This window comes from Pseudomonas sp. ATCC 13867, from assembly GCF_000349845.1.
In the GTDB taxonomy this organism is placed as follows: Bacteria; Pseudomonadota; Gammaproteobacteria; order Pseudomonadales; family Pseudomonadaceae; genus Pseudomonas.
Map to the genome: position 1 here is coordinate 5,420,267 of NC_020829.1, position 12,107 is coordinate 5,432,373.

At 65.7% G+C, this 12,107-nt stretch carries 14 protein-coding genes; 9 read left to right on the plus strand and 5 right to left on the minus strand.

Annotated elements, in window-relative coordinates:
• Positions 1-2: 2 nt before the first annotated feature.
• Positions 3-677 carry a RadC family protein gene (gene radC, locus H681_RS24255; RefSeq protein WP_015479547.1) on the minus strand — a complete coding sequence of 225 codons (675 nt, stop codon included), beginning with the start codon at positions 675-677 and terminating at the stop codon, positions 3-5.
• A 142-nt stretch (positions 678-819) separates the two neighbouring features.
• Here radC and coaBC point away from each other — a divergent pair, with 142 nt between their 5' ends.
• From coaBC to H681_RS24280, 5 genes are all read left to right on the plus strand, one after another.
• Complete coding sequence (gene coaBC / locus H681_RS24260) at positions 820-2,028, plus strand: bifunctional phosphopantothenoylcysteine decarboxylase/phosphopantothenate--cysteine ligase CoaBC (protein ID WP_015479548.1); 1,209 nt, start codon at positions 820-822, stop codon at positions 2,026-2,028.
• Positions 2,029-2,035: 7 nt separating this feature from the next.
• Positions 2,036-2,491: a dUTP diphosphatase gene (gene dut, locus H681_RS24265; protein ID WP_015479549.1), complete on the plus strand. Its 456-nt coding sequence runs from the start codon at positions 2,036-2,038 to the stop codon at positions 2,489-2,491.
• A gap of 1,264 nt (positions 2,492-3,755) precedes the next feature.
• Complete coding sequence (gene algC, locus H681_RS27310; RefSeq protein WP_015479550.1) at positions 3,756-5,147, plus strand: phosphomannomutase/phosphoglucomutase; 1,392 nt, start codon at positions 3,756-3,758, stop codon at positions 5,145-5,147.
• A 20-nt stretch (positions 5,148-5,167) separates the two neighbouring features.
• On the plus strand, positions 5,168-6,073 hold the full coding sequence (argB, locus tag H681_RS24275; protein WP_015479551.1) for an acetylglutamate kinase: 906 nt from the start codon (positions 5,168-5,170) through the stop codon (positions 6,071-6,073).
• A gap of 111 nt (positions 6,074-6,184) precedes the next feature.
• A complete protein-coding gene (locus H681_RS24280; protein ID WP_015479552.1) occupies positions 6,185-6,631 on the plus strand; it encodes an acyl-CoA thioesterase in 447 nt (148 codons plus the stop codon).
• Between the two features lie 9 nt (positions 6,632-6,640).
• On the opposite strand, the gene H681_RS24285 is transcribed toward H681_RS24280, so the two are convergent.
• Together H681_RS24285 and pyrE are read right to left on the minus strand one after the other, a co-directional pair.
• Positions 6,641-7,267 (minus strand): hypothetical protein, encoded by a 627-nt coding sequence (locus H681_RS24285; protein ID WP_041712264.1) that lies wholly within the window; start codon positions 7,265-7,267, stop codon positions 6,641-6,643.
• A gap of 19 nt (positions 7,268-7,286) precedes the next feature.
• Positions 7,287-7,928, minus strand: coding sequence for an orotate phosphoribosyltransferase (gene pyrE, locus H681_RS24290; protein WP_015479554.1), 642 nt, complete (start codon positions 7,926-7,928; stop codon positions 7,287-7,289).
• Between the two features lie 81 nt (positions 7,929-8,009).
• On the opposite strand from pyrE, the gene H681_RS24295 reads away from it, so the two are divergent.
• Positions 8,010-8,789, plus strand: a complete 780-nt coding sequence (locus H681_RS24295) for an exodeoxyribonuclease III (RefSeq protein ID WP_015479555.1) — start codon at positions 8,010-8,012, stop codon at positions 8,787-8,789.
• 72 nt (positions 8,790-8,861) lie between these two features.
• Here the strand turns inward: H681_RS24295 and H681_RS24300 are convergent, their stop codons facing one another.
• Both H681_RS24300 and rph read right to left on the minus strand, forming a co-directional pair.
• Positions 8,862-9,233, minus strand: coding sequence for a DUF4870 domain-containing protein (locus H681_RS24300; RefSeq protein WP_015479556.1), 372 nt, complete (start codon positions 9,231-9,233; stop codon positions 8,862-8,864).
• Positions 9,234-9,282: 49 nt separating this feature from the next.
• The gene (rph, locus tag H681_RS24305; RefSeq protein ID WP_015479557.1) at positions 9,283-10,002 is read right to left on the minus strand and encodes a ribonuclease PH; all 720 of its coding nucleotides are present in this window, start codon (positions 10,000-10,002) and stop codon (positions 9,283-9,285) included.
• 190 nt (positions 10,003-10,192) lie between these two features.
• On the opposite strand from rph, the gene H681_RS24310 reads away from it, so the two are divergent.
• From H681_RS24310 to rpoZ, 3 genes are all read left to right on the plus strand, one after another.
• A complete protein-coding gene (locus tag H681_RS24310) occupies positions 10,193-11,056 on the plus strand; it encodes a YicC/YloC family endoribonuclease (RefSeq protein ID WP_015479558.1) in 864 nt (287 codons plus the stop codon).
• Between the two features lie 51 nt (positions 11,057-11,107).
• Positions 11,108-11,719: a guanylate kinase gene (gene gmk, locus H681_RS24315; protein ID WP_015479559.1), complete on the plus strand. Its 612-nt coding sequence runs from the start codon at positions 11,108-11,110 to the stop codon at positions 11,717-11,719.
• A gap of 100 nt (positions 11,720-11,819) precedes the next feature.
• The gene (gene rpoZ / locus H681_RS24320; protein WP_015479560.1) at positions 11,820-12,086 is read left to right on the plus strand and encodes a DNA-directed RNA polymerase subunit omega; all 267 of its coding nucleotides are present in this window, start codon (positions 11,820-11,822) and stop codon (positions 12,084-12,086) included.
• Positions 12,087-12,107 lie beyond the last annotated feature (21 nt).

Consider the following 12,107-nt stretch of genomic DNA (forward strand, 5'->3'; position numbering starts at 1 on the left):
GGCTACAGCCAGCCGTGCTCGGCCATCGACAGCGGCTCGCCCTCGCCAACGATGAAGTGATCGAGCACGCGTACATCGATCAGCGCCAGCGCATCGACGATGCGCCGGGTCAACAGGCGATCGGACTGGCTCGGCTCGCAGACGCCGGACGGATGGTTGTGCGTGAGGATCAGCGCAGCCGCATTGTGCGCCAGCGCGCGCTTGACGATCTGCCGGGGATAGACGCTGGCATTGTCGATGGAGCCGTGGAACAGCACCTCGAAACTCAGCACCCGGTGCCGATTGTCCATGAACAGGCAGGCGAACACCTCATGGGGCTCGTGGCGCAGCCGCGCCTTGAGGAAATCCCGCACGGCCTGCGGACTTTCCAGCACCGAGTCGCGGCGCAACTGCTCGGCGAGGTGGCGCCGGGCGATCTCCAGCACGGCCTGCAACTGCACGTACTTGGCGACACCCAGGCCCAGATGGCTGCAGAAGGAGTCCAGATCGGCCTCCAGCAGCGCGCGAAGGCTGCCGAACTCGCCCAGCAGCCGCCGCGCCAGATCGACGGCGCTGCATCCGGCGACGCCGGTGCGCAGAAAGATGGCCAGCAATTCGGCGTCGCTCAGGCTCGCCGCACCCCGCTCGAGAAGCTTCTCCCGCGGGCGCTCCGCCGCGGGCCAGTCACGAATGCTCACAAGACCTCCCAGTCATGCCAGCCCGCTGTTCCCATGCGGGCGCTGTGTTATCTTAGCCGCCTCGCTTCGCGCAGCCGGAGGCCTGGGGAGGCGTCGCCGGCTTCAGCGCGCGTCATCCATTTCCGTAAATTAAGGCTGGCCTATGCAGCGGCTCTATCGTAAACGCATCGTCCTGGGCGTCGGCGGCGGCATCGCGGCCTACAAGAGCGCAGAACTGGTTCGCCGCCTGCGCGACCAGGGCGCCGAGGTGCGTGTCGTGATGACCCACGGCGGCCGCGAGTTCATCACCCCCCTCACCCTCCAGGCGCTGTCCGGGCACCCGGTGCATCTGGACCTGCTCGACCCCGCCGCCGAAGCGGCTATGGGCCATATCGAGCTGGCCCGCTGGGCCGACCTGGTACTGATCGCGCCGGCCACCGCCGACCTGATGGCACGCCTGGCCCAGGGCATCGCCAACGACCTGCTGACCACCCTGGTACTCGCCACCGATGCGCAGATCGCCCTCGCCCCGGCCATGAACCAGGCCATGTGGCGCGATCCGGCCACCCAGGTCAACGTCGAACTGCTGCGTTCGCGCGGCATGCACCTGTTCGGCCCCGCTGCCGGCAGCCAGGCCTGCGGCGACGTCGGCCCCGGCCGCATGCTGGAAGCCGAGGAGCTGGCGCAACGCGCCGCCGACTGTTTCGAAGTCAAGGACCTGACCGGCCAACACGTGCTGATCACCGCCGGGCCCACCCAGGAAAACATCGATCCGGTGCGCTACATCACCAACCACAGCTCCGGCAAGATGGGCTTCGCCCTGGCCGAAGCCGCGGCCGAAGCCGGCGCCCGCGTCACCCTGGTGACCGGCCCGGTGTACCTGCCGACCCCGGACCGAGTCAACCGCGTCGACGTGGTCAGCGCCCGCGACATGCTCGCCGCCTGCGAAGCCGCGATGCCAGCGGACATCCTGATCGCCGCCGCCGCCGTGGCCGACTACCGCCCGGAAGTGGTCGCCTCGCAGAAGCTCAAGAAAGACCCCACCAAGGGCGACGGACTGTTATTGCAGCTGGTGCGCAACCCCGACATCCTCGCCACCCTCGCGCAGCGCTGCGATCGCCCCTTCAGCGTGGGCTTCGCCGCCGAGACCGAGAACCTGCTCGAGTACGCCTCGCGCAAGCTCAAGGACAAGAATCTCGACCTGATCGTCGCCAATGACGTTGCAAATCCGTCGATCGGCTTCAACAGCGAAGAGAACGCCATCACGGTCATCGACCGCGAGCTGCACGAAACTGCGTTCGCCCAGACCAGCAAGGGCAAGATCGCCCGCCAGTTGATCGCCTTCATCGCTGACCGCATCAAACGACACTGAGAACTCAATGCACTCTCTGCAAGCCAAGATCCTCGACCCCCGCCTGGGCAACGAATTCCCGCTGCCGCAGTACGCCACCCCGGGTTCCGCCGGCCTCGACCTGCGCGCCATGCTCAAGGAGGACTGCGTCCTCGAACCGGGCCAGACCGTGCTGATCCCCACCGGTCTGTCGATCTACATCGCCGACGAGGGCCTCGCCGCGCTGATCCTGCCGCGCTCGGGCCTGGGCCATAAGCACGGCATCGTGCTGGGCAACCTGGTGGGGCTGATCGACTCGGACTACCAGGGCGAGCTGATGGTGTCCTGCTGGAACCGTGGCCAGAGCGCCTTCACCATCGCCGTGGGCGAACGCATCGCCCAACTGGTGCTGGTGCCGGTGGTACAGGCGCATTTCGAGCTGGTCGAGCACTTCGACGAGACCCAGCGTGGCGCCGGCGGCTTCGGACATTCAGGCAGCCACTGATCGCTCACTTCAGGATGAATCGCCGAGGAGACGTTGCATGAAACTTTTCCAACGCACCGCCAAGGACGCAGGTGACCTGTCGGAGCTCATACCGGCAGGCAAGGCAGCCAAACGCGTGCCCGCTGCCGCGAAATCCGATCTGAAACCCCTGGCGCCCGCGTTCGCCGTCAGCGTGGCGGGCGTCGTCGCGGCCGGCGCCCTGCTCTGGCTCAGCCTGTTCGGCAGCGCCGAGCAGGTCCATCGCCAGCAACTGGCGAGCGCCTGGTCGGAAGGCCAGGCCGGCGCCCTGCGCCAGTCGCTGAACCAGCTGTCCGCGGACAACCGCACCCTCGCCGGCAACCCGGAGCTGCTGCCGACCCTGCAGAGCCATGACCCCGCTCGCATCGCCGCGCTGGAGAAGACTCTCGCGCAATGGCATCTGGATGGCCTGGTGGATGTCTACCTGAACGCCAACGGCCAGGCCGTGCAGGATACGCAGCGCCCCGGCCCGCTGAACTATGCGGCGCTGGACATGCTGCACCGCGTCGAAAGTGGCCAGGTCGTCGCCCCGGAGGCCTACAAGGTCGGTCAGCGCTGGCTGGTCTACAGCGCCACCGCGCTGCGCGCCGCGGACAACTCGATCCAGGGCAGCCTGTTGCTGGTGGTCGATCTGAAGCGCCTGCTCAATAGCCTGCCGCCGATGCCCGCAGATGTCGGCCAGTTGCGCCTGGCGCAACAGTTCGGCAGTTCGCCGGCACAGGTGCTGCTGCAATCCGGCGAGGCTGCCGACGCACCCGCCCAACCGCTCAGCAGCGGCAACCCGAACTGGAAACTCAGTTTCACCGCCGGCCCGGCGCTGCTCGCACCGCTGTACTCCCCCGTTCTGCTGGGCCTCGCCGGCCTGCTCGCGCTGGTCGGCTCGCTACTCGGCGTCTACCTGGCGCAGAGCGCTCTGCAGCGCCGCGTGAACAAGGACGCCCAGAGCCTCGGCCAGTTCGCTCAGGAACTCGCCGGCCAACGTACTGCCAAAGTTCCTGAGCTGAGCCTGCCAAGCCTGCAGGCAGTGGCTCAGGCGCTGGCCCGCCAGCCACGCCGCAAGGCCGAAACCTCCGGTGCCAGCAGCCCCGACGCCCCTGTCCGGCCGTCCCCCGTGGCCGCCGCGGCGCGCGCCCCGGCTGCCACCGAGACGCCATTGGTCGATCCGTTGTTCCAGAGTACCGACATTCTGGATATCGACATACTTGATGAAGACCAGGACCTCCTGGGATTGGAGCAAACCACCGCTATGAGCACGCCTAAAGCCCCGCAACTGCCCGCCAGCATCTTCCGCGCCTACGACATCCGTGGCGTGGTCGGCGACACCCTGACCGCCGAAACCGCCTACTGGGTCGGCCGTGCGATCGGTTCCGAAAGCCTGGCGCGCGGCGAGCCGTGCGTTTCCGTGGGCCGCGATGGCCGCCTGTCCGGCCCCGAGCTGGTCCAGCAACTGATCCAGGGCCTGCTCGACTGCGGCTGCCAGGTCAGCGACATCGGCATGGTGCCGACCCCGGTGCTGTACTACGCGGCCAACGTCCTGGAAGGCAAGTCGGGCGTGATGCTCACCGGCAGCCACAACCCGCCGGACTACAACGGCTTCAAGATCGTCGTCGCCGGCGAGACCCTGGCCAACGAACAGATCCAGGCCCTGCGCCAGCGCATCGAGAGCAACGACCTGGCCAGCGGCGTGGGCAGCGTGCAGCAGGTCGACATCCTGCCGCGCTACTTCCAGCAGATCCGCGACGACATCGCCCTGGCCAAGCCGCTGAAAGTGGTGGTGGACTGCGGCAACGGCGTGGCCGGCGTCATCGCCCCGCAACTGATCGAAGCCCTGGGCTGCACCGTGATCCCGCTGTACTGCGACGTCGACGGCACCTTCCCCAACCACCACCCGGATCCGGGCAAGCCGGAGAACCTGGAAGACCTGATCGCCAAGGTGAAAGAGACCGGCGCCGACCTGGGCCTGGCCTTCGACGGCGACGGCGACCGCGTGGGCGTGGTGACCAACGAAGGCACCATCATCTACCCCGACCGCCTGCTGATGCTGTTCGCCAAGGATGTGGTCTCCCGCAATCCGGGCGCCGACATCATCTTCGACGTGAAATGCACCCGCCGCCTGATCTCGCTGATCAGCGGCTACGGCGGCCGTCCGGTGATGTGGAAGACCGGTCACTCGCTGATCAAGAAGAAGATGAAGGAAACCGGCGCCCTGCTCGCCGGCGAGATGAGCGGCCACATCTTCTTCAAGGAGCGCTGGTACGGCTTCGACGACGGCATCTACAGCGCCGCGCGCCTGCTGGAAATCATCAGCCTGGACAAGCGCGACGCCGAGCGCGTGTTCGCTGCCTTCCCGCTGGACATCTCCACCCCGGAAATCAACATCACCGTCACCGACGAGGGCAAGTTCGCCCTGATCGAGGCGCTGCAGGCCCGTGGCCAGTGGGGTGAAGCCAACCTCACCACCCTCGACGGCGTGCGCGTGGATTACCCCAAAGGCTGGGGCCTGGTACGCGCCTCCAACACCACCCCGGTGCTGGTGCTGCGTTTCGAGGCGGACACCCAGGACGAACTGGAACGCATCAAGGACGTGTTCCGCACCCAGCTGAAAGCGGTCGACCCCGCCATCAGCCTGCCCTTTTGACCTATTTGCCGGAGCCCACCATGACCCAGAGCCGCGATGACGCCGCCCAGGTTGCCCGCGTCCTTGCTGAAGCCCTGCCCTACATCCGCCGCTTCGTCGGCAAGACGCTGGTGATCAAGTACGGCGGCAACGCCATGGAAACGGACGAGCTGAAGAACAGCTTCGCCCGCGACGTGGTGCTGATGAAAGCCGTCGGCATCAACCCGGTGGTGGTTCATGGTGGCGGGCCGCAGATCGGCGACCTGCTCAGCCGCCTGTCGATCGAGAGCCACTTCATCGACGGCATGCGCGTCACCGACGCGCAGACCATGGACGTGGTGGAGATGGTCCTCGGCGGCCAGGTGAACAAGGACATCGTCAACCTGATCAACCGTCATGGCGGCAGCGCCATCGGCCTGACCGGCAAGGACGCCGAGCTGATCCGCGCGAAGAAGCTCACCGTCACCCGCCAGACGCCGGAGATGACCAAGCCGGAAATCATCGACATCGGCCACGTGGGCGAAGTCACCGGGGTCAACGTCGAGCTGCTGAACATGCTGGTGCAGGGCGACTTCATCCCGGTGATCGCGCCGATCGGCGTGGGCGCCAACGGCGAGTCCTACAACATCAACGCCGACCTTGTGGCCGGCAAGGTGGCCGAGGCGCTGAAGGCCGAGAAGCTGATGCTGCTCACCAACATCGCCGGCCTGATGGACAAGCAGGGCGAGGTACTCACCGGCCTGACCACCGAGCAGGTCAACGAGCTGATCGCCGACGGCACCATCTACGGCGGCATGCTGCCGAAGATCCGCTGCGCCCTCGAAGCGGTCCAGGGCGGCGTGACCAGCGCGCACATCATCGATGGCCGCGTGCCCAACGCCGTGCTGCTGGAAATCTTCACCGACAGCGGCGTCGGCACCCTGATCACCAACCGCAAGTCGCGCTGATCGAAAACGACACCCGCCTGGAGCGATCCACGCGGGTGTTTTTCTGCCTGCTCGAGGCGTGATCAGCAGTCTTGGATGTCCAGCCCCGAACAGGTCATGAGGAGGTATCGCATGGCCGCATCCCCCGTCTCCCGCAACGACTTCAGCTTCTTCCACGGCCTGCGCGTGCGCTGGTCGGAGGTCGACCCGCAAGGGATCGTCTTCAACGGCAACTACCTGACCTACGCCGACGTCGCCACCACCGAATACTACCGCCACCTCGGCGTGACGTACCCGGCCGACCTGCTGCGTGGCGGCGGCGATCTGTTTGCCGTGAAAACCACCCTGGAATACCTGGCACCGGCCCACTTCGATGAGTGGCTGGAGCTGGGAGTGCGGGTGAGCCGCCTGGGCCGCAGCAGCCTGACGTTCCAGGTGGCGATCTGGTGCGACGAACAGTTGCTGACGCTGGGGGAGCTGATCTACGCCTATGCCGGCGAAGACCGCACGAGCCAGCCCTTGCCGGACTGGCTGCGCGGGAAGATCAACGAATTTGAAAGGTGTTCGCCACAGCAGTGAGCCGCAGGCTCAATGGCTATCACCGAGCAGTTGCGCCAGGCGCGCGCGGTCGACGGCGAAGCCCTTGACCGCCTGCTCGCGCAGTTGCCCGTAGCGGTCGAGGTCCTGTATCAGGCGCTTCTCTTCGTCGCGCAGGTTGGACAGCTGGGCCTCCAGCTCTGCGGGCACCTGGCGGCCGGCGCGCTCCTGGTCAGCGGCACGGGACTGCAGGTTGGCCTGCTGAGTCTTGAGCGCCTGCAGGTTGCCCTTGGCCACGCTGCTCAAGGCATCCAGCTCCGTCAGCTTGCGATCGCGCGCGCGATCCACGTCCTTCACGCCGGTGTACAGGCGCAGCAGTTGCGCATCGGAACTGGCGCGCGCGGCATCCGCCTTGCGCTGCTCGATCTCGGCGGCCGTCGGTGCCGGCGGCACCACGCGGATCACCCGTCCCTGCTCGTTGAGCACCTCGTAGCCCTTGCCGATGTATTCGGACGGCACGCCCTGGCGATCGATGACGATCCCACCCGCGTCGTCGATGTAGCGGTACATCTCCACCGAAGAGCCCTTGGACTCTCCGGCGGCCAGTGCCTGGCCCGCGAGCATGGCCCCCAGAAGCCCCATCAATATCCTGTAGCGGAAAGCACCCTGCTCGGCCATGCCCGACACCTTGTTGCAGTTAGATACCGTACTGTGCGCGATACGCCTCGACAGCGGCCAGATGCTGTTTCAGCTGCGCATCACCGGCGAGATATTCCAGCACTTGCTCCAGCGACACAATGCTGACCACCGGGATCGAAAAGTCGCGCTCGACCTCCTGGATCGCCGACAGTTCGCCCTTGCCGCGCTCCTGGCGGTTCAGGGCGATCAGTACGCCGGCTGCCTGAGCGCCCTGGGCGTCGATGATCTGCATGACCTCGCGGATGGCGGTGCCGGCGGTGATCACGTCGTCGATGATCAGCGCGCGGCCGGTCAGCGGGGCGCCAACCAGCGTGCCGCCTTCACCGTGGTCCTTGGCTTCCTTGCGGTTGAAGCACCAGGGCAGGTCGCGGCCGTGCTGCTCGGCCAGCGCAATGGCGGTGGCGGCGGCCAGCGGGATGCCTTTATAGGCCGGGCCGAACAGCACATCGAAGGAGATGCCGCTGTCGACCACCGCGCTGGCGTAGAAACGCCCCAGCTGGGCCAGCGCCACGCCGGTATTGAACAGGCCGGCATTGAAGAAGTACGGGCTGGTACGCCCGGACTTGAGGGTGAACTCGCCGAAACGAAGAACGCCGCGCTCGATGGCGAAGCGGATGAAATCGCGTTGATATGCGTGCATGGGAGAGAACCGGCCGGTATGAATTTAGCTAAACCGTTTGAGCTCGGGTATCATACACACACGTGATTTTGGGGGCCATTTATGCGGATCATCAGTGTGAACGTGAATGGTATTCAGGCTGCAGCCGAGCGTGGATTGCTCAGTTGGCTGCAAGCCCAGAATGCCGACGTGATCTGCTTGCAGGATACCCGCGCCTCCGCTTTCGATCTGGATGACCCGTCCTATCAACTGGACGGCTACTTCCTGTACGCCTGCGATGCCGAAGTGCCCAGTCAGGGCGGCGTCGCAATCTATAGTCGTCTGCAACCCAAGGCTGTCATAAGCGGCCTGGGTTTCGAGATGGCCGATCGTTACGGGCGCTACCTGCAAGCCGATTTCGACAAGGTGAGTATCGCCACTCTCCTGCTGCCTACCGGGCAGGAAGGGGACGAGAACCTGAACCACAAGTTCAAGTTCATGGACGATTTCGCCCAGTACATGAACAAGCAGCGCCGCAAGCGCCGCGAATACATCTATTGCGGCTCGCTGTACGTCGCGCACCAGAAGCTGGACGTGAAGAACTGGCGCGAATGCCAGCAATCTCCGGGCTTCATGGCGCCGGAGCGCGGCTGGATGGATGAGATCTTCGGCACCATGGGCTACGTCGACGCCCTGCGCGAGGTCAACCGCGAAGGCGACCAGTACAGCTGGTGGCCGGAAAGCGAACAGGCCGAGCTGCTCAACCTGGGCTGGCGTTTCGACTACCAGATCCTCACGCCGGGTCTGCGCCGCTTCGTGCGCAGCGCCAAGCTGCCGCGCCAGCCGCGCTTCTCCCAGCATGCGCCGCTGATCGTGGACTACGACTGGACCCTGAGTATCTGAGTCCTGTCGTCCCGCCGTCAGGCGGACATGAAAAAGCCGGCTTCGAGCCGGCTTTTTCATATCCGCAGACCGTCACTTGAGCGGGCGCCAGGTGAAGGGGTAGCGATACTCCACCCCTTCATTGGCCTTGATCCCGGCGATGATGGTCAGGACCAGCGCACCGATACTCACCAGTCCCAGCAGGAAGAAGCCGACCACCACCAGCATCAGCAGACAACTGATCAAGATCGCCAGGGTCACGGTGATCTGGAAGTTCATCGCCTCCTTGCCCTGCCGGTCCACGAACGGGTCCGACTCACGCTTGATCTGCCAGACGATCAGCGGCCCGATCAGGTTGCCAAAGGGAAAGACGAAACACAGGAATGCGGCGAAGTGGCAGAACATCGCCCATTGCCGGGCCTCCCGGCTCGGTTCGCTGTGTTCCACGGGCAATTCCTCGCTCATCCTTTCACTCCTTGCACTTGAAGATCGGCCGGGCGCGCCGCTCGTCGGTTCAGTCGGCCAGCGCGGCGCGCTGCAGTTCGAACAGCTCGCGCAGGCCCTGCTGCGCCAGTTCCAGCATGGCATTGAGCTCCGCCGGCTGGAAGGGGGCGCCCTCGGCGGTGCCCTGGACTTCGATGAAGCCGCCGGCATCGGTCATGACCACGTTCAGGTCGGTCTCGGCGGCGGAGTCTTCCAGGTAGTCCAGGTCCAGCACCGGCTCGCCCTGGTACATGCCCACGGAAACCGCGGCGACCATCTGCTTGAGCGGGTTGCCCTTGAGCGCGCCGCGCTTCTTCAGCACGGCCAGCGCATCGATCAGCGCCACGGTGGCGCCGGTGATCGAGGCGGTGCGGGTGCCGCCGTCGGCCTGGATCACGTCGCAGTCGATGTACAGGGTGTTCTCGCCCAGCTTGGAGAGGTCCAGTGCGGCGCGCAGGGAGCGGCCGATCAGTCGCTGGATTTCCAGGGTGCGGCCACCCTGCTTGCCGCGCGCGGCTTCGCGCTGGTTACGCTCGCCGGTGGAGCGCGGCAGCATGCCGTATTCGGCGGTCAGCCAGCCCTGGCCCTGGCCCTTGAGGAAGCGCGGCACACCGGATTCGGCGCTGACGGTGCAGATCACCTTGGTGTCGCCGAACTCGACCAGCACGGAGCCCTCGGCGTGCTTGGTGTAATGGCGGGTGATACGGATCGGGCGCAGTTGGTCGGCGGCGCGGCCACTGGGACGGTTCATGGAGGCATCCTGTACAGAGTTGCTGGCGGGGGAATGACCGCCATTATAGAGGCCAGCGGACGGACGCAACCACCGCCGGCGTGCGGCTGCGCGCCACGCTGGGGTACAATTACCGGTTTCCGACGACCTGTCGGCCTTTTTCTTCAGACTGAAAACCTTCAGTCACGAACAGTCAGCGAGGTAGCTCCACATGGTGCACAGCATGACCGCCTTCGCCCGCGTCGAGCAGGCCGGGCCGCATGGAACGCTCAGCTGGGAGCTGCGCTCGGTCAACCACCGCTACCTCGAACCCAACCTGCGCCTGCCCGAAGCCTTCCGCGATCTCGAAGGCGCGGTGCGCGAAGCCCTGCGCCAGGGCCTGTCGCGCGGCAAGGTGGAGTGTACCCTGCGCTTCAACGAGGAAAACGCCGGCAAGGCGCTGCAGGTCGACCGCGAGCGCGCCGCGCAGCTGGTCGCCGCCGCCGAGACCGTGGCCGGCCTGATCCGGCAGCCCGCTTCGCTCGACCCGCTGGCCGTACTGGCCTGGCCGGGCGTGCTGGTGGCCGACGCCGCCGATCCGCAGGCGCTCAATGCCAGCGCCCTCGCCGCCTTCACCCAGGCGCTGGACGAGCTCAAGGCCGGCCGCGCCCGCGAAGGCGCCGAACTGGCGAGGATCATCGACGAACGCCTGGCTTCGATGCTGGAAGAGGTCGCCAACCTGCGCCAGCTGGTGCCGGAAATGCTCGCCAACCAGCGCCAGAAGATCGTCGACCGCTTCACCGAGATGAAAGCCGAACTCGACCCGCAGCGCCTGGAGCAGGAAATGGTCCTACTGGCGCAGAAGAGCGACGTCGCCGAAGAACTCGACCGCCTGACCACCCACGTCACCGAAGTGCGCCGCGTGCTCAAGGCTGGCGGTGCCGCCGGTCGCCGCCTGGACTTCCTCATGCAGGAACTCAACCGCGAGGCCAACACGCTAGGTTCGAAGGCGTTCGACCCGCGTTCCACCCAGGCCGCGGTCAACCTCAAGGTCCTGATCGAACAGATGCGCGAGCAGGTCCAGAATATCGAGTAAACCGGGCAACGCCCGGCTCGGAACCGTCAACCGCAACTCCAGGAAAGCGCCATGTCCGGCACTCTGTACATCGTTTCTGCCCCGTCCGGTGCCGGCAAGACCAGCCTGGTCAAGGCGCTGCTCGACGCCATGCCCGCCGTGCGCGTCTCCGTCTCCCACACCACCCGTGGCATGCGTCCGGGCGAGGTGGATGGCGTGAACTATCACTTCGTCGCTCGCGACACCTTCACCGCCATGCTCGAGCGCAATGAGTTCCTCGAACATGCGGAAGTCTTCGGCAACCTCTACGGCACCTCGCAGCGCTGGGTGGAGAAGACGCTCAAGGAAGGTTTCGACCTGATCCTCGAGATCGACTGGCAGGGCGCCCAGCAGGTGCGCCGGCTGATGCCCCAGGCGCAGTCGATCTTCATCCTGCCGCCGAGCCAGGAGGCCCTGCGCCAGCGCCTGACCAACCGTGGCCAGGACGCCGACGAGGTGATCGAGCAGCGCATGCAGGAAGCCGTCAGCGAAATGAGCCACTATGTCGAGTACGATCACCTGGTGATCAACGACGATTTCGCCCATGCGCTGGAAGACCTCAAGGCGATCTTCCGCGCCCGCCAGCTGCGCCAGGACGCCCAGCAGCAGCGGCACACCGAACTGTTGCAACAATTGCTGGCCTGAACAGGAAACGCGAAGGCCCTTCCATAAAGATTGGCGATTTTTTAAACTATTCAGTCCGCCCGGCATTCTCCGGGCATCCATTTTCGTAACGAGGAACACCATGGCCCGCGTCACCGTTGAAGACTGCCTGGACAACGTCGATAACCGTTTCGAGCTGGTCATGCTCGCCACCAAGCGCGCTCGCCAGCTGGCCACCGGCGGCAAGGAGCCGAAGGTAGCCTGGGAAAACGACAAGCCCACCGTCGTCGCTCTGCGCGAGATCGCCTCGGGCCTGGTGGACGCTGACATCGTTCAGCAGGAGGACGTGGTTGAAGAAGAGCCGCTGTTCGCTGCATTCGAAGACGAGGCCAACAACGAGGCCCTGTAAGTCGATGTCGGGCCGACGAAA

Excerpts from the sequence above, each read along its gene's own strand:
- rpoZ (WP_015479560.1), top strand. The coding sequence starts at position 11,820 with ATGGCCCGCGTCACCGTTGAAGACTGCCTGGACAACGTCGATAACCGT.
- H681_RS24300 (WP_015479556.1), bottom strand. The coding sequence starts at position 9,233 with ATGAGCGAGGAATTGCCCGTGGAACACAGCGAACCGAGCCGGGAGGCC.
- rph (WP_015479557.1), bottom strand. The coding sequence starts at position 10,002 with ATGAACCGTCCCAGTGGCCGCGCCGCCGACCAACTGCGCCCGATCCGT.
- H681_RS24280 (WP_015479552.1), top strand. The coding sequence starts at position 6,185 with ATGGCCGCATCCCCCGTCTCCCGCAACGACTTCAGCTTCTTCCACGGC.
- algC (WP_015479550.1), top strand. The coding sequence starts at position 3,756 with ATGAGCACGCCTAAAGCCCCGCAACTGCCCGCCAGCATCTTCCGCGCC.
- gmk (WP_015479559.1), top strand. The coding sequence starts at position 11,108 with ATGTCCGGCACTCTGTACATCGTTTCTGCCCCGTCCGGTGCCGGCAAG.
- H681_RS24285 (WP_041712264.1), bottom strand. The coding sequence starts at position 7,267 with ATGGCCGAGCAGGGTGCTTTCCGCTACAGGATATTGATGGGGCTTCTG.
- H681_RS24310 (WP_015479558.1), top strand. The coding sequence starts at position 10,193 with ATGGTGCACAGCATGACCGCCTTCGCCCGCGTCGAGCAGGCCGGGCCG.
- coaBC (WP_015479548.1), top strand. The coding sequence starts at position 820 with ATGCAGCGGCTCTATCGTAAACGCATCGTCCTGGGCGTCGGCGGCGGC.
- argB (WP_015479551.1), top strand. The coding sequence starts at position 5,168 with ATGACCCAGAGCCGCGATGACGCCGCCCAGGTTGCCCGCGTCCTTGCT.
- pyrE (WP_015479554.1), bottom strand. The coding sequence starts at position 7,928 with ATGCACGCATATCAACGCGATTTCATCCGCTTCGCCATCGAGCGCGGC.
- H681_RS24295 (WP_015479555.1), top strand. The coding sequence starts at position 8,010 with ATGCGGATCATCAGTGTGAACGTGAATGGTATTCAGGCTGCAGCCGAG.
- dut (WP_015479549.1), top strand. The coding sequence starts at position 2,036 with ATGCACTCTCTGCAAGCCAAGATCCTCGACCCCCGCCTGGGCAACGAA.